This is a genomic window from Kitasatospora sp. NBC_01560 (assembly GCF_045208415.1).
Taxonomy (GTDB): Bacteria; Actinomycetota; Actinomycetes; order Streptomycetales; family Streptomycetaceae; genus Kitasatospora.
This window is the reverse complement of the sequence record NZ_CP109364.1, coordinates 8729146-8751707: the sequence shown is the minus strand read 5'-3', so window position 1 is coordinate 8751707 and position 22562 is coordinate 8729146. Positions and strand designations below refer to the sequence as shown.

General features: G+C 74.9%; 23 protein-coding genes. 11 read left to right on the top strand and 12 right to left on the bottom strand.

Annotated features, from left to right (window positions below; translation table 11 throughout):
* The first annotated feature begins 6 nt into the window (after positions 1-6).
* Positions 7-732 (top strand): helix-turn-helix domain-containing protein, encoded by a 726-nt coding sequence (locus OH807_RS37345; RefSeq protein ID WP_406208649.1) that lies wholly within the window; start codon positions 7-9, stop codon positions 730-732.
* On the opposite strand, the gene OH807_RS37340 is transcribed toward OH807_RS37345, so the two are convergent.
* Genes OH807_RS37340 through OH807_RS37330 form a run of 3 tightly spaced genes read right to left on the bottom strand, consistent with a single transcriptional unit; the run spans position 685 to position 3774 of the window.
* Positions 685-1338, bottom strand: a complete 654-nt coding sequence (locus OH807_RS37340; RefSeq protein ID WP_406208646.1) for a class I SAM-dependent methyltransferase — start codon at positions 1336-1338, stop codon at positions 685-687. The two genes, OH807_RS37345 and OH807_RS37340, sit on opposite strands and share 48 nt — an antisense overlap.
* A complete protein-coding gene (locus OH807_RS37335) occupies positions 1256-2659 on the bottom strand; it encodes a hypothetical protein (protein ID WP_406208644.1) in 1404 nt (467 codons plus the stop codon). Before OH807_RS37335 ends, OH807_RS37340 begins: the two co-directional genes overlap by 83 nt.
* A complete protein-coding gene (locus OH807_RS37330; protein WP_406208641.1) occupies positions 2656-3774 on the bottom strand; it encodes a HesA/MoeB/ThiF family protein in 1119 nt (372 codons plus the stop codon). Before OH807_RS37330 ends, OH807_RS37335 begins: the two co-directional genes overlap by 4 nt.
* 500 nt (positions 3775-4274) lie before the next feature.
* Here OH807_RS37330 and OH807_RS37325 point away from each other — a divergent pair, with 500 nt between their 5' ends.
* From OH807_RS37325 to OH807_RS37305, 5 genes are all read left to right on the top strand, one after another.
* Positions 4275-4670, top strand: coding sequence for a ribonuclease domain-containing protein (locus OH807_RS37325; protein ID WP_406208638.1), 396 nt, complete (start codon positions 4275-4277; stop codon positions 4668-4670).
* Positions 4671-4903: 233 nt separating this feature from the next.
* A complete protein-coding gene (locus OH807_RS37320) occupies positions 4904-5725 on the top strand; it encodes a TetR/AcrR family transcriptional regulator C-terminal domain-containing protein (RefSeq protein WP_406208635.1) in 822 nt (273 codons plus the stop codon).
* 254 nt (positions 5726-5979) lie between these two features.
* The gene (locus OH807_RS37315; RefSeq protein WP_406208632.1) at positions 5980-6294 is read left to right on the top strand and encodes a hypothetical protein; all 315 of its coding nucleotides are present in this window, start codon (positions 5980-5982) and stop codon (positions 6292-6294) included.
* 6 nt (positions 6295-6300) lie between these two features.
* The gene (locus OH807_RS37310) at positions 6301-7368 is read left to right on the top strand and encodes a M14 family metallopeptidase (RefSeq protein WP_406208630.1); all 1068 of its coding nucleotides are present in this window, start codon (positions 6301-6303) and stop codon (positions 7366-7368) included.
* 228 nt (positions 7369-7596) lie between these two features.
* Complete coding sequence (locus OH807_RS37305; RefSeq protein WP_406208627.1) at positions 7597-8442, top strand: class I SAM-dependent methyltransferase; 846 nt, start codon at positions 7597-7599, stop codon at positions 8440-8442.
* Positions 8443-8455: 13 nt separating this feature from the next.
* On the opposite strand, the gene OH807_RS37300 is transcribed toward OH807_RS37305, so the two are convergent.
* The gene (locus tag OH807_RS37300; RefSeq protein WP_406208624.1) at positions 8456-9088 is read right to left on the bottom strand and encodes a TetR/AcrR family transcriptional regulator; all 633 of its coding nucleotides are present in this window, start codon (positions 9086-9088) and stop codon (positions 8456-8458) included.
* 213 nt (positions 9089-9301) lie between these two features.
* On the opposite strand from OH807_RS37300, the gene OH807_RS37295 reads away from it, so the two are divergent.
* The 3 genes from OH807_RS37295 (at position 9302) to OH807_RS37285 (ending at position 11879) form a co-directional block, all read left to right on the top strand.
* Positions 9302-10060 carry an SDR family oxidoreductase gene (locus OH807_RS37295; RefSeq protein ID WP_406208621.1) on the top strand — a complete coding sequence of 253 codons (759 nt, stop codon included), beginning with the start codon at positions 9302-9304 and terminating at the stop codon, positions 10058-10060.
* 92 nt (positions 10061-10152) lie between these two features.
* On the top strand, positions 10153-10911 hold the full coding sequence (locus OH807_RS37290; protein ID WP_406211398.1) for an SDR family NAD(P)-dependent oxidoreductase: 759 nt from the start codon (positions 10153-10155) through the stop codon (positions 10909-10911).
* Entirely contained in the window at positions 10908-11879 is a 972-nt protein-coding gene (locus OH807_RS37285) for an NADPH:quinone oxidoreductase family protein (RefSeq protein WP_406208618.1), read from the top strand. The genes OH807_RS37290 and OH807_RS37285 overlap by 4 nt, the downstream gene beginning before the upstream one ends.
* Before the next feature lie 90 nt (positions 11880-11969).
* Here the strand turns inward: OH807_RS37285 and OH807_RS37280 are convergent, their stop codons facing one another.
* On the bottom strand, positions 11970-12836 hold the full coding sequence (locus OH807_RS37280; protein ID WP_406208616.1) for an NAD(P)H-binding protein: 867 nt from the start codon (positions 12834-12836) through the stop codon (positions 11970-11972).
* A 176-nt stretch (positions 12837-13012) separates the two neighbouring features.
* On the opposite strand from OH807_RS37280, the gene OH807_RS37275 reads away from it, so the two are divergent.
* Entirely contained in the window at positions 13013-13426 is a 414-nt protein-coding gene (locus OH807_RS37275) for a winged helix-turn-helix transcriptional regulator (protein WP_406208613.1), read from the top strand.
* A gap of 66 nt (positions 13427-13492) precedes the next feature.
* Here the strand turns inward: OH807_RS37275 and OH807_RS37270 are convergent, their stop codons facing one another.
* From OH807_RS37270 to OH807_RS37260, 3 genes are all read right to left on the bottom strand, one after another.
* Positions 13493-14773, bottom strand: a complete 1281-nt coding sequence (locus OH807_RS37270; RefSeq protein WP_406208610.1) for an alpha/beta hydrolase family protein — start codon at positions 14771-14773, stop codon at positions 13493-13495.
* 227 nt (positions 14774-15000) lie between these two features.
* Complete coding sequence (locus OH807_RS37265) at positions 15001-16230, bottom strand: acyl-CoA dehydrogenase family protein (RefSeq protein WP_406208607.1); 1230 nt, start codon at positions 16228-16230, stop codon at positions 15001-15003.
* Positions 16230-17258 carry a phosphotransferase family protein gene (locus OH807_RS37260; protein WP_406208604.1) on the bottom strand — a complete coding sequence of 343 codons (1029 nt, stop codon included), beginning with the start codon at positions 17256-17258 and terminating at the stop codon, positions 16230-16232. Before OH807_RS37260 ends, OH807_RS37265 begins: the two co-directional genes overlap by 1 nt.
* A gap of 259 nt (positions 17259-17517) precedes the next feature.
* On the opposite strand from OH807_RS37260, the gene OH807_RS37255 reads away from it, so the two are divergent.
* Positions 17518-18615: a hypothetical protein gene (locus OH807_RS37255; protein WP_406208602.1), complete on the top strand. Its 1098-nt coding sequence runs from the start codon at positions 17518-17520 to the stop codon at positions 18613-18615.
* A 4-nt stretch (positions 18616-18619) separates the two neighbouring features.
* Here the strand turns inward: OH807_RS37255 and OH807_RS37250 are convergent, their stop codons facing one another.
* From OH807_RS37250 to OH807_RS37235, 4 genes are all read right to left on the bottom strand, one after another.
* Entirely contained in the window at positions 18620-19657 is a 1038-nt protein-coding gene (locus tag OH807_RS37250) for an ADP-ribosylglycohydrolase family protein (protein WP_406208599.1), read from the bottom strand.
* 76 nt (positions 19658-19733) lie between these two features.
* Positions 19734-20633 (bottom strand): Gfo/Idh/MocA family protein, encoded by a 900-nt coding sequence (locus tag OH807_RS37245; protein WP_406208596.1) that lies wholly within the window; start codon positions 20631-20633, stop codon positions 19734-19736.
* 140 nt (positions 20634-20773) lie between these two features.
* The gene (locus tag OH807_RS37240) at positions 20774-21460 is read right to left on the bottom strand and encodes an O-methyltransferase (protein ID WP_406208593.1); all 687 of its coding nucleotides are present in this window, start codon (positions 21458-21460) and stop codon (positions 20774-20776) included.
* Positions 21461-21542: 82 nt separating this feature from the next.
* Positions 21543-22298, bottom strand: coding sequence for a DedA family protein (locus OH807_RS37235; protein WP_406208590.1), 756 nt, complete (start codon positions 22296-22298; stop codon positions 21543-21545).
* Positions 22299-22562: the final 264 nt, after the last annotated feature.

Here is a 22562-nt window from a genome sequence, read left to right as displayed (position 1 = left end):
GGTGCCGTGGAAGACGGCGAGGGGGCGGTGCCGAGGTTCGTCATCGGCGAGGGCTACGCGTTCTACCGCGGCCCCGCGGCCGACAGCGGCTCCCACCGCCACGCCGCCTTCCAGATCGCCGTGGCCGCCCGGGGCGAGCTGACCATGGTGGACGCCGCCGGGGCGCACCACCGCGCCGCGGTGCTGGTCGTGCCGCCGATGGTGCGCCACCGTCTGCTCGCGGTGACGCACCTGCGCACCTTCTTCGTCGAGCCGCACTGCGCCTTCGCGGACCGGCTGCGGGCGCGCTGCGAGGGCGGCATCACCGCCGCGCCCGAGTTGCGCGGGCTGAGCGAGGACGAGGTCCGCCCCGCCGGCACGCGGCCGTCGGCCGGGCTGGACGGGCGCCTGGTGGCGGCGATGAACGCGGCGGTGGAGCGGGCGCTCCCGATGCCGGCCCTCGCCGCGGGGGTCGGGCTCTCGCCGCAGCGCCTGCGGGCCCTGGCGCAGCATCAGCTGGGCATGCCGTTGCCGCGCTGGCGGATCTGGCGGCGCCTGGTCCGCGCGGCCGAGGCGCTGGGCGAGGGGCAGTCGCCGGCCGCCGCGGCGATCACCGGCGGCTTCGCCGACCAGGCGCATTTCACCCGGCAGATGCGCGAGATGGTGGGTCTCACGCCGTCGGCCGTCCTACCGGCACTGCGCGCGTCAGCCGCGCCGCGCCACGTAGACCGAGATCGATCCGGTGACGGTTGACACGACCTCGGCCTCGCGCACGTCGCGGAAGCCCGCCTCGGAGATCAACCGCAGCAGGACGCCCGCCGCGTTGGGCCGGGTGTCCTCCCTTCCGTCCGCCAGTTGCACGAACCCGAACGCGAGGCGCATCAGCGGCGTCCGCTGCCACCCGTAGTCGGCGATCACCAGCTTCCCGCCCGGTGCCAGGACGGCGGACATCGAGGCGAGGATCGCCCGTTTCATCGCGAGCGGGCACTGGTGGAGCACCAGGCTGGACACCACCGTGGTCGCCGAGCCGGCGCCCACCACCTCCTCCAGCGCGTCGCCCATGCCCTGCTGCCACCGGGGCGCCGCACCGGGGGGAGCGGGCTTACGCCGCGCGATCGCCAGGACCTCCGGATCGGGGTCCACGCCGATGATCCGGGCCCGCGGTTCGATGCGGCTCAGCAGCAGGCTCGTCGAGCCGGTGCCGCAGCCCACGTCGACGATCACGTCCTCCGGCTGCGGCGCCACGTGCATGGCCAGCAGGCCGCGCCACAGGCGTTCACGCATCAGGGCGACCACGGGATCGTAGAGGCGGGTCGGGGCGAAGCGGCCCGCCGCCGGGGTGAAGGTTCGTTCGGTCATGCGGAGAGTCTCGGTCGCCGGGTGCCGCCCGGTCTTGAACGAAGCGCTTGCCCCGGACGCCGCGAGGCAGCCGGCGGGGGCGGTGGGCGCGGCGGGCTCCGAGGCGGGCGGCGGCGCGCCGGAGCTTCGGTCCGTGCTTGACGAGGAGCAGCCACAGGAAGAGCAGTTGGAGGGTGCCCTCGACGCCGATGACCAGGGCACCGTCCAGGATCTGCCGCAGGTTCCCCGCCGCCGCTCCGGAGACGACGTTCCCGACGGAGTGCGCGAACAGGGACACCAGGATGGGGCCGGTGAAGTAGGCGAACGCGACCAGCGTCACGAGCGAGCCGAGCGGCATCACCGCCGCGTACAGCCTCACCGGTCTGCGTTCGTGCCGCGGGATCAGGAGGGTCGGGTCCGGCGGGGGTTCGCGCCCGAGGGCCGCCGCGCCGACCCGCCGGAGCACGTACCGGGTGTACGCCCAGGCGTCCGCGTAGAGGTTCTTGCAGCGCAGCAGCTCCTGGAGGACGAAGTACATGTCGGTGCGCATGTAGAGGGCGAACTGCTGCGCGACGGCCAGCAGCAGCGCGAGGACGAGCGCCCGCAGTGACCGCAGCAGGAACCCGGTCGGCTCGCCGACGGTGATGGCGAGGGAGCAGGCCGCGGCGATCGCCAGGTCGCAGACGACGCCGGCCAGGTAGACGCGGATCCGGACCCGCCGCGGCGCACCCCAGAGCCCGGAGACCGTCGTCTGGGCGACCAGGAACTGGAGCCTGGTGCCGACGCCGATCCGGGCGTAGACGTTCTCGGCGCGGGCCGCCGCCAGGTGCCAGAACTCGTGGATGCCCAGTGCGGTCAGGAACATCGCGGTGTTCCAGGCGAGGCTGACGCTCTGTGACTCGACGACGAAGTACGAGCGGTAGCCGGGCAGCAGCTCGTGCCGGAGCGCGGCCGCCGTCCACCCCGCGGCGATCAGGGCCAGCACCAGGGCGGCCACGGGCCGGGAGAACACCCACCGGACGTGCTCCGGCCGGAGCCGGGCGAGGCTCGGCGGCCGGTGCGGGTCGCCGACCGGCCGGCCGTCGACGGCCGAGACGAATCCCAGCCCGACCAGGTCGTCGACGAACGTCACGGCGTCGATGTCCGCGCCATGGCGCTCCCGCACGCTCCGGTGGGCGTCCGGGATCCCGCCACCCTCCCCCAGGGCGCGGAGGAACGTCACTGCCTCGTCGGGGAGTTCCACGAACTCCCCGGTGTCCACCCGGCCGACCACCCAGCTCCCGCCGTCGACCTTGAAGAGCAGGGGGTGGAGGCTGATCCGGCTGGTCGCGGTGACGGTCACCCGGGATCACCCGGCCGGTCCGCCGGGGAGGGCCCGCAGTCCGGGCAGTCGGCGCGCCGCTCGGCCTTGATCGCGTACTGGTGGTCGAGGTCAAGGAAGTTGCGGTGGTACTTGAGCCCCGCGGTCGGCACGTTCAGGCCGAGCAGGAGGTAGAGCGCCTCCAGTGCGGCGAAGTGTCCCGCCATCTGGGCGGTGGGGGCCAGCACCGGGTGGAAACCGGGGATCTTCCGGTCCTGCCAGAGGTCGCCGCGGCCGACGTCCTCCAGCCGCTCCCGCTCGGTGGTCCACAGGCAGGTGTTGCAGCCGGTGACGCCCGGGACGAAGGTGCCGACGGACAGCATGGGGCCGGTGTAGGCGCCGTGGATCCACGGGATGCCGAGGGCGAGCGCCGCCCTGTTCGCCCACCCGTCGATCTCCATCGGGTCGTCGGCACAGAGGAGGAAGAGGTCGGACCCGGTCACCGCGGCCGCGATGTCGTCGGGGCCGGTCAGCAGCCGCTCCTCGCCGGTGACCGTGACGTCCCGGTTGAGGCGGCTCAGCCGTTCCACCGCCACGGCGGTCTTGGGCCGCCCGAGGTCGTCCTCGTCGAAGAGGAACTGCCGGTTGAGATTCGTGAGTTCGACGGTGTCGTGATCCACGCACCGGACCAGGCCGACCCCGGAGGCGACCAGGCTCGAAGCGACGGCGGAGCCGATGCCGCCCACGCCGAGCACCGTCACGGTGCTCGCCTTGAGCCGGGCCTGGAGATCGAGCGGGCTCGCCCGCGGCGTGGTGTCGATCCAGGAGAGGAACTGCGTGCTCCGGCTGTACCGCTCCTCCTCCCGGCGCGACAGCCCCGCCGGCCGCGCGGCCCCGGCGTCCTCCACCCACCCCTGGGCGCGGAGGAAGTCGAGGACGTCGGCGACCTCCCGCTCCGGCCGGCCGTGCCGCCCGGCGACCCCGGCGATGACGTCCCGCTCCGTCCTGGTGCCGTCCATCCACTCGCACAGGGAGTGGACCAGGCCGGATTCGTCCTGGAGCTCGGTGGCGAGCCCGTAGTGCAGGCTTCCGATCCAGATCGTTCCGTCCGGCCGCAGGTGCGGCCGGTGAGGTGTCTTGATGCGCGGCTTCTGCATGGGGGCCTCCGAACGCCGGCCGCGACGGGCCGGGGCTGTCGCACGGCAGCCCCGGCCCCCGAACTGACTTGCCACTGGGCGGCCGTCAGCCGTCGGCCGGCTTGCGCGGCCCCGTGGTCTCCAGCTTGTCGAGCTTGCGGATCTTGATCTGCACCATCACGCCCACCTCCTCCCTCGGCTCGTCTGCGGTAGCAGCGGCGGCTGCGCCCTGCGGTGCAGCACCACTGGGTTCAGCCTGGCCGTCCCGGAGTCCCGGCCGCCTGAGCCACCGGCCCCGCCCCGGTCCCGAACCGGTCCCGAACCGGTCCCGGGCCCTGCCGCCCGGCGGCCCCCGCCCGCGCCCCGGGCCCGTCCGCGCGGGCCCGTCCGACCGGTGCCCGGGAGCGGATCGGGTACGCCGCAAGGCGTCCCGGTTCTGCCCCAGTGACGCGTACGTGAAGTGTTTTCTCGCCCTCCGGCAAGGGTTCCGCGCGGACCTGACAACAGCTCAGACTGCTGCCATGCGAACTGCTCTACGCGCGTTGAAGACCCGCGCCGCTTCCGTCGTCGCCGTCAGCCTGCTCGCCCTGGCCCCCGCCGCCGTGTCCGCCACCGAGGCCCACGCCGCCGTCAGCGGCAGCGTCTGCCTCACCGCCCTGCCGAGCCAGGCCCGGGACACCCTGGACCTGATCGACGAGGGCGGCCCGTTCCCGTACTCGCAGGACGGCATCGTCTTCCAGAACCGTGAGGGCGTGCTGCCCGCCAAGTCCTCCGGCTACTACCACGAGTACACCGTCATCACCCCCGGCAGCCCGACCCGCGGCGCCCGACGGGTCGTCACCGGCCCGATCTACCACGAGGACTACTACACCGCGAACCACTACGCGACCTTCGCCAAGGTCAACTGGGGCTGCTGAGCCCCTCCCCCACCCCCACCGGCCCGCCGCCCCGCCCCGATTCCCCCGGGCCGGGGCGGCTTCACCGCTCCCGCGACCGCCTCGCGGGCAATCCACGACGGGCGCACCGAATCCTCGACGAGCGCACTGTATGCCGGATATTTACCTTGTATTCTGGTCTGTACCGCCACCGGCGGGACCGCCTCGGGAAGGCCCGCCCGGCGGCGCCGGCACCCATGGCGAGGAGCGCGGACATGGCCGAGCGGGGCGGTACGGAGAAGCGCGGGCGCCTCAACCGCCCGCTGGTACTCGCCACCGCCGTCGCCCTGGTGGACCGGGACGGGCTGGCCGCGCTGACCATGCGCCGCCTGGCCGGCGCCCTCGGCGTCGAGTCGATGGCGATCTACCGCTACACCCCGGGCAAGGAGGCGCTGCTCGACGGGCTGGTCGAGGCGTTCTTCGCGGAGGTCAACGACCTGCTGCGCGACACGGTCGAGCCGGACGACGGCCGCACGACCCCCGGCACCGCAGGCACCCCCGGCAGGACAGGAACCCCCGGCACCGCAGGCACCCCCGGCACGGCAGACACTCCCGGGGCGGAGCCCGCCGTGCCGCCCTGGTGGGCCGAACTGCGGCGGATCGCCCGCGCGTTCGCCTCGGTGGCCCACGCCCACCCCGCGATCCTGCCGCTGGTGGCCGTCCGGCCGCTGACCGTGCCGGTGGCCCGCCGCCCGGCACCGGCCCTCCGGCTCACCGAGCACGTCCTCGCCGTCCTGACCCGGGCCGGGTTCGACGACTCCACCGCGCTCGCCGTCTACCGCGCCTTCGTCGCGTGGACGCTCGGCTGCCTCCTGGTCGACAAGCGCCAAGTGGTCGACAACCCCGACGAACCGGACCCGCTGCTGCGCCTGGGCCTGCACCGGCTGCCCGCCGCGGACTACCCCCGGCTTCGCGCGCTCGTCCCCCGGCTCACCGAGTACGACGACGAACGGGAACTGCTGGCCGGCCTGGACAGCCTGCTGACCGGGGTGCCCGAGGCGCCCCTTGACTCGTTCCACGACAGAGGCGCAGGCTGAGGATACGAGGTAAACATCGGCCATATACGGACAACACAGACGCGCCCCGGGCCCCCTACGAACCCGGTACGGACGCGCTGCGGACCTCGTCCGACCCGACCCGGAGCCGACCCACACCCGACCCCGCCCAGACCTGACCCGACCCCAACCCGGCCCGGAGCCGACCCGACCCTCACCGGACACCCCCGTGCATCAGCGCCCGCGCCGTCGGAATCGCTGGTGTCAGACCCGACGGCGCCCGAAAAGAGGTCGCCATGTCCACTCCCCGTTATGACATCCTCCGTGTCCGTGTCACCGCCGAGGACGCGGAAACCCTGCGCACCCTGCTCCGCGAAGTCCACCCGGACGTCGGCGGTCACCCCACCCGGGGCGCCGACGGCCGCTGCAGCATCGATACCTACGTCCCCTCCGACCAGGTCGCGGTCCTCGAACGCGAGGGCGTGACCGTCGAGAAGGTGGGAAACGCCTCGGAGGCCGGCCGCCTCGCCCAGGCCCAGGTCGGCACCGGCGACCGGTTCGCCGCCGAGAGCGCCCGTCCCCGCGGACTGGCCGTCAAGGTGAAGGACTGACCCGCCATGTCGTACCTGAACGTCACCGAGGTCGAGTCCGCCGTGGTCAGCCTCTCCACCGCGTTCCCCTCGCTCACGAGCCTCGTCGACCTGCCCGAACGCTCCGTCGAGGGGCGGGCGAGCCACGCCCTGCGGATCGGCGCGGAGTCCGTGGCGCCCAAGCGCTGCGTCGTCCTGACCGGCGGCCTGCACGCGCGCGAGTGGGGCAGCTGCGAGGTGCTCGTCCACCTCGCCGCCGACCTGCTGGAGGCCTACGAATCCGGCACCGGCCTGCGCTACGGCGGCACCACCTTCACCCTCGACGAGGTCCGGCGCATCCTGGACGAGGTGGAGGTCGTCGTCTTTCCGCTCGTCAACCCGGACGGCCGGCGCTACAGCCAGGACGTCGAGCCGATGTGGCGCAAGAACCGCAATCCGGCCCACTCCGGGGGCGACCCGGCCTGCATCGGCGTCGACATCAACCGCAACTTCGACTTCCTCTTCGACTTCGCCACCGCCTTCGCGCCGACCGCCGGCCCCCGGGTCTCGGCGGACCCGTGCGACCCGCAGGTCTACCAGGGCCCGCACCCCTTCTCCGAGCCGGAGACCCGCAACGTCCGCTGGCTCCTCGACCGGTTCCCGCGCACGCGCTGGTTCGTGGACGTGCACAGCCACGCCGAGGACGTGCTCTTCGTCTGGGGCGACGACGAGAACCAGTCCGTCGAACCCGGCATGAACTTCCGCAACCCCGCCTTCGACGGCACTCGCGGCATCGCCGGCGACCTCGCCTACGCGGAGTTCATCGAGAAGAGCGACGCCGACAGCTCGGCGCTGCTGGCCGAGCGGTTCTGCCAGGGCCTGCACGGCGTGCGCGGCCGCACCTACACCCCGATGTCCGGGTTCCAGCTGTACCCGACCAGTGGGACGAGCGACGACTACGCGTACTCCCGCCACATCGTCGATCAGGACCGCGGCAGGATCCTGGCCTTCACGATCGAGTGGGGCGAGATCTTCCAGCCGCTGTGGCCCGAAATGGAGCGGATCGTGCTCGACGTCGACGCCGGGCTCGTGCAGTTCTGCCTCGCCGCGCTCTGAAGGACCAGTGGCCCCCGGTCCGAGGCGTGGCTCCGCCCAGGTCCCGCCGACACGCAGCCCGCCGGCACGCAGCCGGGCGGCACCCGGGCGGGCGCATCGGGACGGCGGCGCCCGGGGTGCCTCGGTAGCTTGGGCGGGACGGCGGCGCGCAGCGGTGCGCGCCGCGCGGCAGCAACGGGCGCAGCGCGGACGGCGCGCGCGGAGCAGCGGAAGGCCGGGCGGGTTCAGATGGTCAGTGGCGAGCTCGATCTCTCCGGACTGCGGCGCGTCTACGGGCGCCCGGGCAGCCGGCTCTTCTACACGGCGGTCTGCCGCAACGCCCGGCACTGGGGGTGGACCGAGCCCGGGCAGTCGAAGTGGCGGTGCTGGCGGGCACAGCGCCAGCTGGAGGGCGTGCTCGGCCGGAAGCTGGCCCTGCCGGCCGGCTCGCGGGTGCTGGACGCCGGCTGCGGTGCGGGCGTGGTGGCGCGGGAGCTGGCGAAGCGGTTCGGCCTACGGATCAACGGGGTGGACGTGCTGGACTTCCACGTCCGGGAAGCCCGGCGGCTGAGCAACCGGGCCGCGCTGGAGGACCGGACCACCTTCTCCTGGGGCGACTACCACGATCTGGAGTTCGCCGACGGCTCGTTCGACGGCGCGTACTCGATGGAGACCCTGGTGCACGCCTACGATCCGGAGCGGGCGCTGGCCGAGTTCCACCGGGTGCTGCGGCCGGGCGGCCGTCTGGTGCTGCTCGGGCCGATCGGCGCACCGCCGGAGGAGATGAGCCCGCAGGGCCGGGCGGTGCTGGAGCCGTACCTCGACGCGATGGTCTTCCCGGGGGCGAAGCGCTACGACACCCGGAGCCTGAACGAACTGCTGGTCGGGGCCGGGTTCCGGATCGAGGAGGCGCTCGACGCCACCCCGCGCTACCTGCCGACCTCGGAGGCGCTGTACGCCTACTTCCGGGTGCCGTACGCGCTGCTGCGGCTGTTCGGCCCGGCGGAGCGGTGGCTGAACCTGCGGTCGGTGGTGGAGATGTACCACGTGCGGGAGTACGTGTCCTGGTACGTGCACACCGCCGTCAGGCCGTGATCCCGGCCCGGGCTCAGGCCCGCGTGCCCAGCATGCGCAGCACCAGCTCGCCGTAGCGGCGGCCGAGCTCCTCGGGCGTCTCGCTGCTGCGGTCGGTGTACCAGCGGGAGACGTCGATGCCCAGCGAGGTGACGGCGCGGGCGGCGGTGCGCACCTCGGCGACGTCGAAGACGCCGGCGGCGACGCCCGCCGCGATGAGGTCGCTCACCTCGCGCTCGATGTCCAGCCGCAGTGCGGCGACCACCGCGTACGCGTCCTCGGGGAGTGCGTGCAGTTCGTAGTTGACCACCCGGCCGACCGTCCGGGCCCGGGCGTGCCAGGCCGTGAACTCCTCCACCAGCCGCCGCATCCGGGCGGCCGGTCCGTCCTCGCCGGCCGCGGCCGTCCGGACCAGTTCCAGCGTGGCGGCGTGCCCGGCGCGGCTGATCTCGGCCAGCAGGGCGGCCTTGGACGGGTAGTGGATGTACAGCGCGGCCGGGCTCATGCCGGCGCCGGTGGCGATGTCGCGGGTGGTGGTGGCGTGGAAGCCGCGCTCCGCGAAGGACGCGACAGCGGCCCGGAGCAGCCGGTGCGCCGCCTCGGGGCGGGTGTCGGCGCTGCCGGGCAGGCTGGGCCAGAGGTCGGCGGTGGGCGTGCTGCTGGTCATGGCGCCATCCTCCCAGAAGGGGTGTCCGGGCGGCCCGGCAGGCGGCGGGGCGGACTGTTGACAGCCTCCCTCACCGACACCATGCTAAGCAAGCGCTTAGTCACAGCGGGCCAACTCCATCGACCTACCGACCGACGCCTTCGAGCGACGCCCTCGACCGACCATTCCGGCCGACGCCGTCGACCGACCCGAAGGCGCGCGAAAGGACCCTCCGTGGTGCACTCCTTCAAGGGCCAGGTGGCCGTCATCACCGGATCCAGCCGGGGCATCGGCCTCGGGATCGCGCGCGAGCTGGTCGCCCGCGGCGCCCGGGTCTGCCTGACCGCCCGCAACGCCGAGCCGCTCGCCGAGGCCGTCCGCGACCTGGGCGGCCCCGAGGTCGCCATCGGCGTCGCGGGCAAGGCCGACGACCCGGCCCACCAGGACGAGGCCGTCGCCCGCACCCTGGAGGCCTTCGGCCGGCTCGACCACCTGGTCAACAACACCGGCATCAACCCGGTCTACGGCCCGGTGCTGGACACCGACGAGGCCGCGGCCGCCAAGATCCTCGCCGTGAACGTGCTCGCCCCGCTGGCCTGGACCCGCCGCGCGCACGCCGCCTGGATGGGTGAGCACGGCGGCTCGGTGGTCAACGTCGCCTCCATCGCGGGCATCCGCGCCTCGCTCGGGATCGGCCTCTACGGGGTCTCCAAGGCCGCGCTGATCCGGCTCACCACCGAGCTGGCCGCGGAGCTCGGCGGCCAGGGCATCCGGGTCAACGCCGTCGCCCCGGCCGTGGTGAAGACGAAGTTCGCGGAGGCGCTCTACGAGGGCCGCGAGGAGGAGGTCTCCGCCGCGTACCCGCTCGGCCGGCTGGGCGTGCCGGAGGACGTCGCCGGCGCGGTCGCCTTCCTGCTCTCCTCGGATGCCGCCTGGATCACCGGCCAGACCCTGGTGGTCGACGGCGGCGTCACCCTGGGCGGTGGGCTGTGAGCACCCCGGGCGCCGGCCCGGAGACCGCGCCGAGCGCCGACCCCGTCGCCGCGGCGGGCACCGCCGGGCCCGGCGGCTTCGCCGGCCAGGGCGTGGTGGTCACCGGCGCCGGCCGCGGCATCGGCGCCGCACTGGCCCGGGCCTTCGCCGCGGCCGGGGCCCGGGTGGTGGTCAACGACCTGGACGCCGGGGCCGCCCGGGCGGTGGCCGCCGAGGTGGGCGGCACGGCCGCCCCCGGTGACGCCGCCTCCGCGGAGGGCGCGGCCGCCCTCGTCGAGCGGGCCCGGGCGGCGCTCGGCGAGATCGACGTCTGGTGCGCCAACGCCGGCGTCGCGCCGGTCGGTGACGCCGGCGCCCCCGCCGCCGCCTGGGCGAGCGCCTGGGAGGTCAACGTGCTCGCGCACGTCCGGGCGGCCGATCTGCTGCTCCCCCGCTGGCTGGAGCGCGGCACCGGCCGCTTCGTGGCGACGGTCTCGGCCGCCGGGCTGCTCACCATGCTCGGCTCGGCCCCGTACGCCGTCTCCAAGCACGGCGCGCTGGCCTTCGCCGAGTGGCTGTCCGCGACGTACCGCCACCGCGGGATCCGCGTGCACGCGCTCTGCCCGCAGGGCGTGCGCACGGACATGCTCGCCTCGACCGGCGCGGTCGGCGAGGCGCTGCTCGCCCCGACCGCGCTGGACGCCGGCGAGGTCGCCGATGCGACCCTGGCGGCCCTGGAGAAGGACCGTTTCCTGATCCTGCCGCACCCCGAGGTCGCCGAGTACTACGCCGTCCGGGCCACCGACCCGGACCGCTGGCTGGCCGGGGTGAACCGGCTCCAGCAGGGGCTGGAGAGGAGCAACGCGCTGTGAGGGCCTGGCAGGTCACCGAGCCGGGTGAGCCGCGCGAGGTCATGCGGCTCGTGGCGGACGTCCCGAAGCCGGTCCCCGGACCGGGGCAGCTGCTGGTGCGCGTCCGGGCCGCCGCGGTCAACTTCCCGGACGCGCTGATGGTGCGCGGGCAGTACCAGGTCCGCCCGCCGCTGCCGTTCACGCCGGGCGTGGAGCTGTGCGGCGAGGTGGTGGCGGGGCCGCGGGCCGGCGAGCGGGTGATCGGCAATCCGGTGCTGCCGGGCGGGGCCTTCGCCGAGTACGCGCTGCTGGAGGCCGCCGGGGCGTTCCCGGCGCCCGGGGCGCTGGACGACGCGGGCGCCGCGGCGCTGCACATCGGCTACCAGACCGCCTGGTTCGCCCTGCACCGCCGGGCCGGGCTGCGGCCGGGCGAGACCCTCCTGGTGCACGCGGCCGCGGGCGGGGTGGGCAGTGCGGCGGTCCAGCTCGGCCGGGCCGCCGGGGCCCGGGTGATCGCCGTGGTCGGCGGCCCGGACAAGGCCGCCGTGGCGAAGGAGCTGGGCGCCGACCTGGTGGTGGACCGGACTGCGGTGGACTTCACCGCCGCGGTGCGGGAGGCCACCGGCGGGCACGGCGCGGACGTGGTCTTCGACCCGGTCGGCGGCGCCGCCTACACCGGCTCCGCCAAGTGCGTCGCCTTCGAGGGCCGGATCGTGGTGGTCGGCTTCGCGAGCGGCGAGATACCGGCGCCCGCGCTCAACCACGCGCTGGTGAAGAACTACAGCGTCCTCGGGCTGCACTGGGGCCTGTACAACACCCGTGATCCCCAGGCCGTCCGGGCCGCCCACGCGGAACTGACGGGGCTGGCCGAGGCCGGCACCGTCCGGCCGCTGGTGAGCGACCGCGTGCCGCTCACCGGGGCGGCCGAGGCCGTCCAGCGGGTCGCGGACGGGCGCAGCACCGGCCGGGTGGTGGTGCTGGGCGAGTAGCGCGCGCGTCGGCCCGTACGGGGGCGCGGCCGCCCGGACGCGGCCCGCCCCCCGTACGGGCCGCGTCCGGGGAGCGGGCACCGCCCCGCGTCACCGGGCGGCGTCCGTGCCCCCGGCGATGACGTCGAGGGCCGGGCGCGGTGCGCGGCCGAGCAGGGCGGGCAGGTCGTTCTTGACCTGCCGCCCGTCCAGGAAGCCGTGGGCGATGGCCGACCAGGTGCTCGCCACCATCGGCACCTGGAAGGCCGCCGCTCCCGAGGCCGCCACCGCAGCCCGGGCCTCGGCGAGGCCGGCGGGCCGGTACTCGACCGGGCGGCCGGCGGCCCGGCCGAGCGCCGCCGCGATGTCGGCGGCGCCGACCGCCTCCTCCCCCACCAGCTCGTAGACCTGCCCGGCGTGCGCGGCCGGAGCCAGGGCGACGGTCGCCGCGACCTCGGCGAGGTCCGCCCGGGCCACCGCCGCCAGCCGGCCGTCGCCGAGCGGCGCGGTGATCACGCCGTGCTCGTCCGGGGCCGCCAGGGAGCCCAGCAGCTCGGCGTAGAGGCCGTTGCGCAGCACGGTCCAGCGCAGCGTCGAGGAGGCGCGCAGCCGCTGCTCCGTCCAGCGGTGGGCCAGTGCGAAGGCCAGGTGGTCGCCGTCGCCGGAGAGGCTGGTGTAGACCACATGCTCGATGCCGGCCTGCTCGGCGGCCTCGATCGCGGCCCGGTGCCGGGGGATCACCACGTCGTCCTCGCCGTAGCCGGCCGAGACCAGCAGCAGCGTCCGGACGCCCGTGAAGGCCTCCGCCAGGGTCTCCGGGCGGTCGAAGTCCACCGTGCGGACCGGGACTCCGGCCACCGGGGCGCGGTCGGCCGTGCGGCTGCCGGCCAGCAGGCCGTCGGGCCCGCCCTGCAGCCGGACCAACTGCTCCAGGACCAGACCGCCGAGACCTCCGTTGACGCCGGTGACGAGAAGCACGATTCCTCCAGGGTGGTGTACGGGCGGCGGTTCCTCCGCGCGCCCGGTTCTGCTCGGCTCTGCTCGGCTCGGCGCTGCGCTGCACTACTGCTCGGCACCGCACTGCTCTGCTCTGCTCTGCTCTGCTCTGGGACCATCCTGGGTAACGTGGGCGATCTACGTAAGGAGGCACTTGCATGTCAGTGGGGCACACCGGGGTAACCACCCCCAGGCCGGTGGTCTGGTGCGAGGACGGCGTGGACTGCGGGATCCGCGATCTGCTCGACCGGGTCGGCGACAAGTGGTCGGTCCTGGTGGTGGTCGAACTCGCCCAGGGGGTAAGGCGGTTCCGCGAGCTCCAGCGGGCCGTGCCGGGCATCTCGCAGCGGATGCTGACGCTGACCGTCCGTCGGCTGGAGCGGGACGGCCTGGTCTCCCGGACCGTCCACCCGACCGTCCCGCCGCAGGTGGACTACGAGTTGACGCCGCTCGGGCACAGCCTGACCCACCTGATCCGGGCGATGGCGGACTGGTCCTACGACCACCACGACGCGATCGTCGACTCCCGGCAGAGCTGGGACGCGGCCAACCCGGGTTCGGAGATCCGCTAGGAGCACGGCGATCGGGGGGAGCCGGGGGGAGCGGGGCGGCGGGGCAGGCGCCGCCGCCCGGCGGGCTCAGCGCGCGAAGTCCATCTCCGGGAACCGCGGCGAGGGCCCGTCCAGCAGGTGGTCGTCGTGCCCGCGCAGCCAGCGGTCGAAGAACGACGCCACGTACGCGCGGGTGGCGGCCACCGCGCGCTCCGGGCGGACGTCGCCCACGTCGTCCCGCAGGACGTCCGGGGTGACGGCGCCCTGCCGGGCCAGCTGGGGCAGCAGCGACTGCGCGTCGGTGTACGAGGAGTGCCGGGAGCCGGCCAGAGTGACGTCGACCTTCCAGCCCGGGCTGTGCTGCCAGAGGCCGTCCCAGCCGGGCTGGTGGTGGTAGTCGCCGGAGTCCGCGTTCTCGGTGCCCATCAGCAGGAAGGGACGGTCCAGGCCGTCCTGGGCGACGCTGCTCAGGTACACCCCCGTGCCGTCCGGCCCCGGGAAGTGCAGCTGGCCGTCCATGTTGACGCCGGCCTTGATCCGCGGGTCGTCGTGCATGGTCTGGACGGCGGTGGATCCGCCGGCGGAGTGGCCGACCATGCCGATCCGCGTGAGGTCGATCGAGCCGGCGAGGGCCGCGGGCAACCGCCCGTCGGTGCGCAGCGCGGCGAGCTCGTCCAGTACGAAGCGGGTGTCGTCGACCCGGGTCTGCAGGGCCTTGCGGAGCAGGGCACCGAGGTCCAGACCGGGGCCCAGCATGCCGGGGAACACGGAGTCCGCCCGCCGGCCGTCCGGGAACACCACCTCGGACGCGTCGTAGGTGTGGTCGACCGTCACCACCAGGTAGCCGCGGGAGGCGAGGTCCTCGGCGAGGCCGGTGCCCAGGGTGCGCGGGTCGCCGAGCCCGGCCGAGTAGAGCACCACCGGGCGCGGCCCGTTGCCGGGCAGTGCGGGCGCGTCCTGCCGGGCGTGCGTGCGGATCTCGGACCAGTCCGTCCGGCCGGGCTCCGTACGGTAGTTGAAGACGCCGGCGCCGTCGTTGCCGCCGAAGTGCTCGGCCGCCTGCGGCTCCATGTAGCGGGCCCGCTCGGCGCCGCGGGCGGGGCGGGTGGCCGGGTACCAGAAGCTGACCATCAGCTCGCGGGCCTCGCCGGGCTTCCACGGGTCCGCCCGTCCGGCGTCGGTGAGCCGCAGCGCGGTGGTACCGACGGCGTAGGGGCCGGTGGGCTGCGGCAGGGCGGCCCGCGCCTGCCGCTGCGCCACCGCGGGCGCCGCCACCGCCGGTGCGGCGGCGACCCCCAGCAGCGCCGTCGTCGCCAGCACCGCCGCGGCGCCCGTCCGTACCGCCCGTCCCTGTCCCCGCTTGCGCATGGTCTCCCGCTCCCCGTGGTGATCGCCCGCCGTCCGCCGGCCGGCCCGTACCCGGACAGTACGGGCCGGGTCGGTGCGTGGGCGTCATACCGCGGTGCCAACCCGCCGGGTACCACCCAGGTATGACACCGACGGCCGAGGCCCGGCGGAGGCCCCGGCCGGGCGCCGCCGCGGGTGCGCGCTCAGCAGGTACGCGCTCAGCAGGTATGCCCTCAGCGGTGGCGCGCTCAGCGGTGGCGCTTCAGCTCCCGTCGGGCCAGCGAGCGCTTGTGCACCTCGTCCGGCCCGTCGGCGAGGCGCAGGGTGCGGTTGCCGGCCCAGAGCTGGGCGAGCGGGGTGTCCTGGCCGACGCCGGCCGCGCCGTGCGCCTGGACGGCCTTGTCGAGGATCCACTCGACGGTGCGCGGGGTGGCGATCTTGATCGCCTGGATCTCGGTGTGCGCGCCGCGGTTGCCGACGGTGTCCATCAGCCAGGCGGTCTTCAGCACCAGCAGCCGCAACTGCTCGATCCGGACGCGGGATTCGGCGATCCAGTCCTGGACGACGCCCTGCTCGGCGAGCGGCCTGCCGAAGGCGACCCGGTCGAGCGTGCGCCGGCACATCAGCTCGACGGCGCGTTCGGCCATGCCGATCGCCCGCATGCAGTGGTGGATCCGGCCGGGCCCGAGCCGGGCCTGGGCGATGGCGAAGCCACCGCCCTCCTCACCGATCAGGTTGGCCGCCGGGACGCGGGCGCCGTCGAACTGCACCTCGGCGTGGCCGCCGTGGTCGGCGTCGTCGTAGCCGAAGACCTTCATGCCACGGCGGACGGTGACGCCGGGGGTGTCGCGCGGGACGAGGATCATGCTCTGCTGCCGGTGCGGCTCGGCGGCCGGGTCGGTCTTGCCCATCACGATGAAGACCCGGCACTGCGGGTTCATCGCCCCGGTGATGTACCACTTGCGGCCGGTGACCAGGTACGCGTCGCCGTCACGCTCGATCCTGGTCTCGATGTTGGTGGCATCGGAGGAGGCGACGTCGGGCTCGGTCATCGCGAAGGCGGAGCGGATCTCGGCGTCGAGCAGCGGCCGCAGCCACCGCTCGCGCTGCTCGGCGGTGCCGTACTGGGCGAGCAGCTCCATGTTGCCGGTGTCGGGGGCGGCGCAGTTGAGGGCCGGCGGGGCGAGCTGCGGGCTGCGGCCGGTGATCTCGGCGAGCGGCGCGTACTGGAGGTTGGTGAGGCCGCCGCCGGACTCCTCCGGGAGGCCGTGCCGGTCCGTCAGGAAGAGGTTCCAGAGCCCCTGCTTTCGCGCCTCGGCCTGCAGCCCGGCCACCACCGGCGGCACCGCCCAGGCCTCCCGCGCCGGGTCGGCGAGCTGGGCCTCCAGGACGGGCTCGGCGGGGTACACGTGCTGGTCCATGAAGGCGAGGAGGCGCTCGCGCAGTTCGAGCGTGCGGGCGTCGTGGGCGAAGTCCATCAGCGGTCCTTGAGGGTGGTGAGGCCGTGCTCGGCGAGGACGGGGGCCATCTCGCCGGCCCGTTCGAAGCCGGCGCCGAGCGTGCGGCCCTGGCGGAAGCGGTAGTGGATGCCCTCGGCGACGACGGCGAGCTTGAAGGAGGCGAAGGCGACGTACCAGTCGAGGTCGGCGGCGTCGCGGCCGGTGAGCCCGGCGTAGCGGGCGACGAGTGCGCCGGCCGACGGGAAGCCGGGGGCGGTCGCGGCGGCGGGGATGATGCCGCCGCCGACGCCGGCCAGCTCGGTGTACATCACCAGCAGGCCGACATCGGTGAGCGGGTCACCGAGGGTGGACATCTCCCAGTCCAGCACGGCGGTGATGGTGCCCCCGGGGTCGACGAGGACGTTGTCCAGCCGGTAGTCGCCGTGCACCAGGGCGGGCGCCGGCGAGGCGGGCAGCCGGGCGGCGAGCAGGTCGTGCAGGCGCTCGACGCCGGGCAGCTCGCGGCTGCGGGAGGCGGCCAGCTGGGTGGACCAGCGGCGCAGCTGGCGCTCCAGGTAGCCGTCGGGGCGGCCGAAGTCGGCGAGCCCGACGGCGGCCGGGTCGATCCGGTGCAGGGCGGCGAGGGTGTCGACGAGTCGCTCGCCGAGCGCGTGGACGCGCTCCGGGCCGAGGGCGGCGAGCGGCGCCGCGTCCCGGTGGGCGGTGCCGGGGACGTACTCCATCAGGTACCAGGGGGCGCCGAGGACGTCGGTGCCCCGGTCCAGCAGGAGGGTGCCGGGCACGGGGACGCCGGTGCCGTGCAGGGCAGTCATCACCCGGTGCTCGCGGCCCATGTCGTGCGCGGTGGCGAGGACGTGCCCGAGGGGCGGGCGGCGCAGCACCCAGCGGCCGGTGCCGTCGGTGAGCACGTAGGTGAGGTTCGAGCGGCCGCCCTCGATCAGGTCGGCCCGGAGCGGGCCGCGGACGGTGCCGGGCAGCTCGCGGTCCAGGTGGGCGCGGAGCCGCGCGAGGTCGAGCCCGGGCGGGTCGGCGGGGTTCTCTGGCACGGGGTCGGTCTCCTCACTCGACGGGTGACTAAGCGCTTGCTTAGCATTCAACCGAGGGGGCGCGCTGTCAATGCCGTCGTGCCGCGCGCCCCGGCCCCGCCGCGTCCTGCCCGCCGCATCCGGCCCGCCCCTCCCGGGTGCCGTGCCGCCTTGCCGGGCCGGCCGGCGCCGCCCCGCGGTCGGTGCACCGCGGTGCACCGGGCCCGGCTGCCGCCGTCCCGGGGACGGTGCACGGCCGCACTGCCGCCACAATGGCCCCATGAGGTTGATCCACTCCCTGGCCGGCGTGCTGATCCTGCTGCTCACCATCGGCAGCATCCTGCGCACCCTCGTCGTCCCGCGCGGCCTGTACTCCGCCCTGGTGCACCGGCTCTGGCGGAGCCTGCGCACCCTGCTGCGATGGTCCGCGGCGCCGTTCGGCTCCTACCGCGCGCAGGACCGGGCGCAGACCTGGCTCGCCCCGATGATCCTGGTCGGCATGCTCGGGGTCTGGCTGGGCAGCATGCTGATCGCCTACACCCTGCTGCTGCACGGCACCTCCGAGCTGAACTGGGCGGTCTCGTTCCGGGAGGCCGGCTCCAGCCTCTTCACCCTCGGCTTCGCCAGCGGGGAGCGGCTCCACCTCTCCGCCATCGACTTCCTCGCCGCCGCCAGCGGGCCCCTGGTGATCGCCCTTCAGATCGCCTACCTGCCCACCCTGTACAGCGCCTACAACCGCCGCGAGGTCGAGGTGACGCTCCTGCAGTCCCGGGCCGGCGAACCCGCCTGGGGGCCCGAACTCCTCGCCCGGCAGTCCCTGGTGGACACCGAGAACGCCCTCCCCCAGCTCTACCGCGACTGGGAGCGGCTCGCCGCCGACATCGGCGAGAGCCACTCCAACTACCCCGTGCTGCTCTCCTTCCGCTCCCCGCAGCCGAACCGCAGCTGGGTGGTCGGCCTGACGGCCGTGATGGACGCGGCCGCGATCCACCTGGCCGTCAACCCGCGCACCGCCCCGCCCGAGGCCCGGCTCGTCCTGCGCGCCGGCTTCACCGCGCTGCGCGACATCGCCCGCTCGATGCGGGTGGAGTTCGACCCGGATCCTGACCCGGGGACCCCGATCCGCCTCAGCTACACCGAGTTCGACGCCGCGGTGGCGATGATCACCGCCGCCGGATTCCCCCGTGAGCGCGCCACCCCCGAGGCCTGGCCGCACTTCCACGGCTGGCGCGTCAACTACGAGTCGCTCGCCTACGAGCTCGCCCGCCGCAGCGACTCCGTCCCCGCACTCTGGACCGGGCCGCGCGACTTCCGCGCCCCGGCCATCCCACCGGCCCGCCCCGCCGACCGCCGCCCGGGCGCGGCCGCGCAGGGCTGAGCGCTCAGCCCTCGTCCACCCAGGACGGCAGCGGTTCACGGCGGGCCGCCCAGACCTGCGGCGCCCCGCCCAGGCCGGTGCGCGCCGCCACCACGCCGCCGGTGATGGCGCAGGTGGTGTCGACGTCGCCCAGCCCCTCGGCGGTGGTCCACAACGCGTCGGTGAGGCTGCCGAGATGGTGGGCGGCCGACCAGAGCGCGAACGGCACCGTGTCGCCCGCCGTGATCCGCCGGCCGTTGCCCAGGACGTCGGCCGCCCGCCACGGCTCGGTCGCGGCGGGCAGGTCCGCGGCCCTGAGCAGGCCCTCCCGGACCTCCCCGGCCGGCGTGCGCCCGGCCACCTGGGCCAGCAGCTCCGCGCCGTCGGGCGCGGCCGTGCGCGAGGCCGGATCCGGGTCCGGGTCCGGGTAGGCGTGCAGGCCGCGGCCGGCTGCACGGTCGGTTTCCCGGTCGTGGCCGGTGTCACGCCCGGCGTCCCGCCCGGCGTCCCGGCCGGCGTCACGTCCGCGGGCCGCGAGCGCGGCGGCCAGGGCGACCGCCACCGCCCCCGCCACTCCCTCCGGGTGGGCGTGCGTGACCTCCGCGGAGAGCGCCGCCTGCTCAGCCACCTCGTCCAGGTCCGCGCAGAACCAGGCCCCCAGCGGCGCCACCCGCATCGCCGCCCCGTTCCCGAGGCTCCCCTCACCGCCGAACAGCTCCCGGGTCTCCGAGCGCCAACTCCGCGGCCGGTCGGCCAGCTTGGGCAGCAGCTGGTGCATCCCGTAGCCGTACCCGCGGTGGCTGTCGGCCAGGTACGTCACCCCGAACGCGAGCGCCAGGTCGTCCTGGTGCACCGCCTCGTACGCGGTCAGGACCCGGTACACCGACAGGGCCATCGCCGTGTCGTCCGTCCAGTGCCAGGACAGCTCCCCCGGCACCCGCCGTGCCCTGATCTCCTGGAACGCCACCCGGGCGGGCCGGAAGAGCGGGAACCACCGTTCCCCGAAAGCATCCCCGAGGGCCAGGCCCTCCAACGAGTCACGTGCGGCAGAGAACGAGGTCATCCGCGGATCATCCCAACCGGGGCGGGACGGCGCACCCGAATTCTCGTCCGCCGGCGCCGCGCGCTGCGGGGCTGCGTCAGACCTCCGCCGTGCTGCCCGTGGCGAGGGAGCGCTCGGCGGCGGCGAGGATCTCGACCACCCGCAGACCGAAGGCCGCGTCGCACGGGTGCGGTTCGCCGTTGCGCGCCGAGTCGGCGAGGGCGTCCAGGGCACGGTGCAGTGCGGCCACCGGGCCCTCGCCGCGCTCCGGCAGGTGCACCACCCCGGACTGCCCGCGCAGCTCCAGGCCGGTCCCGCCGGCCGCGAGCGGCGCGGTCAGGCTGAGCGCGAGCGTGCTGGACGCACCACCGGCGTGCCGCAGCACCAGGTGGACGGTGTCCAGCGGGCCGGCCGCGGCGGTCACCCGGGTCACGTCGCCGAGGACCGGCAGCAGCACCGAGAGCGCGTGCGGGCCGACGTCCCAGAGCGCGCCCTTCTCCTGCCGCCACGGCGAGGCCGCGTACGGGCTGGTGCTGTCGGGGGCGAACACCGAGCCGAGCCAGTCCGAGCGGCCGGTGAACCAGCCGCCGGTGGCGGCCTGCTTCTCGATCCACGGGATCTGCTCGCCGCCGAAGCGGACGGTGAAGAAGACCACCGAGGCGACCCGGTGCGCGAGCGTCGCCCCGACCACCCGGCGGGCGTCCGGGACGGTCAGCGCGACCGGCTTGTCCAGCAGCAGGTGGCAGCCCGCCTCGGCGGCGCGCACCGCAAGGTCGGCCTGAACGGTCGGCGGGAGCGCGATCGAGACGGCGTCCACCTCGGCGAGCAGCCGGTCGAGGTCCGCGTACCCGGGCACGCCGTGCGCCGCGCCGAGTGCGCCGGCCGCCTCGGGCCGCCGGCCCCAGACGCCCGCGAACTCGTAGGAGGGGTGCTCGGCCAGGACGGGCGCGTGCACCCGCTCCGCCCAGGGGCCGGTGCCCAGCAGTCCGATCCGCATGATGTGTCTTCCTTCTCCGTGCGTGCTGTTGCGTCGAGGCCGGCGCGCGCCGGTGCCCGGTGCGGTGCGCCCCGGACGGGGCCCACCCCCCACGGACCGACGGGCCGACGGCCGGGCGGGCGGGCGGGCGGCCGGGGCCGTCAGGCGCGGACGCGGGCCAGCGTGAAGCCGTCGTAGCCCTTCGCGCCGACGGTCTGGACGGAGGTCGCGCTCACCCGGGGTTCGGCGGCGATCAGCTCGTGCAGCCGGCGGGTCGCGGTGATCGCCGGATCGGTGCTGGCCGCGTCGGCGATCGCCCCGCCACGGACCACGTTGTCGACCACGATCAGCGAACCGGGCCGGGTCAGCTCCAGCGCCCGGGCGAAGTACGCCGGGTTGCTCGGCTTGTCGGCGTCGATGAAGACCAGGTCGAACGGCTCGACGCCGTCCGCCACCAGCGCGGCCAGCGAGTCCGCGGCCCGGCCCGTCCGGACCTCCGCCACCCGCCCCAGTCCGGCCCGGTCGAGGTTGGCCCGCGCGACGGCGGCGTGCTTCGGATCCAGCTCCAGGGTGATCAGCGTGCCGTCCGCGGGCAGCGCCCGGGCGAGCCAGATCGCGCTGTAGCCGCCGAGCGTGCCGACCTCCAGGATGCGGCGCGCCCCCTGGGTGAGGGCCAGCAGGTGGAGCAGCTTGCCCTGGTTGGGCGCCACCGCGATGTGCGGCAGGCCCGCCTCGTCGGCGGCGGCGGCCGCGGCCTCCAGCACCGGATCACGGCCGATCAACTGCTCGGAGAAGTACGCGTCCACCGCGTCCCACGTCTGCTGCGCCTGCTCCGCCTGGTCCGTCATAGGGCCCTCCACCTGCCGTTTCACATGCCACCGCCGGGGTAGCCCGATGCTACCCCGGCGGTGGGAGTGTTCCGGTGGAGCGTCAGTCCGCGGCGGGAGCGGCCGGCTGCGAGGCGCCGTTCAGAGCCGCGTTCGGGACGGCGCCCGGGGCCGTCTCCGGGACGGTGGCCGGGGCGGTCTCCGCCGCCCCTGCCGCGTCCGCGGCGTTCTCGGCCGCGTCCTCGGCCTCGCGGGCCTTCGCCATCTTGGCGAGCCGGCGCTTCATGAGCCAGGCCGAGAAGGCACCGCCCACGGCGGCCACCAGCAGACCCACCCAGGAGGCGCGGGAGAGCCACTGCTCGGCGACCTTGCCCACCTGGTAGACCAGCAGCGTGGTGCCGCCCGCCCAGACCACGCCGCCGAGCACGTTGGCGATCAGGAACTTCCAGTACGGCATCTTCAGCGCGCCCGCGAGCGGCCCGGCGAAGATCCGCAGCAGCGCGATGAAGCGGCCGAAGAAGACCGCCCACATGCCCCACTTCTGGAACGAGCGCTCCGCGGTGGCCAGGTGGTCCGGCCCGAAGTGCTTGGGGAACTTCCGTCCGAGCTTCTCGAACAGCGGCTTGCCGCCCTTGCGGCCGATCGAGTAGCCGATCGAGTCGCCGATGATCGCCCCCAGGATCGCGCAGACGGCCACCCAGACCGGGCTGACCACACCGCGCGCGGACAGCAGCGCCGCCGACACCAGCGCGATCTCCCCGGGCAGCGGGATGCCGAGGGACTCCAGCCCGATGATCAGCGCGACCAGGGCGTACACCGCACCCGGTGGGACGCTCTCGATCCAGGCGTCGATGTGCAAGGCCAGTACCTCCGTGGCAGGACGAGCCGCAGTGGCGGCACGCGGTGGTGCCTGGCCGGCGGTCTCGGCGTCGATCCGATGGCGGCACCCAGGCCGCACCCCGAAAGTGCAGCCTAACGTGCCGAGGCGGCCTGTCCCCCCGGCCGATCACCCTCGGTTAGGACGTTCGGGGCGCCGCCGTGGTTCCGGCCCGGGGCGCCGGTCACCGTCCGTCCCGGGCCGGCCACGCATTCCGCCGGCACCGCACACGGCGGCTGGCCGGGA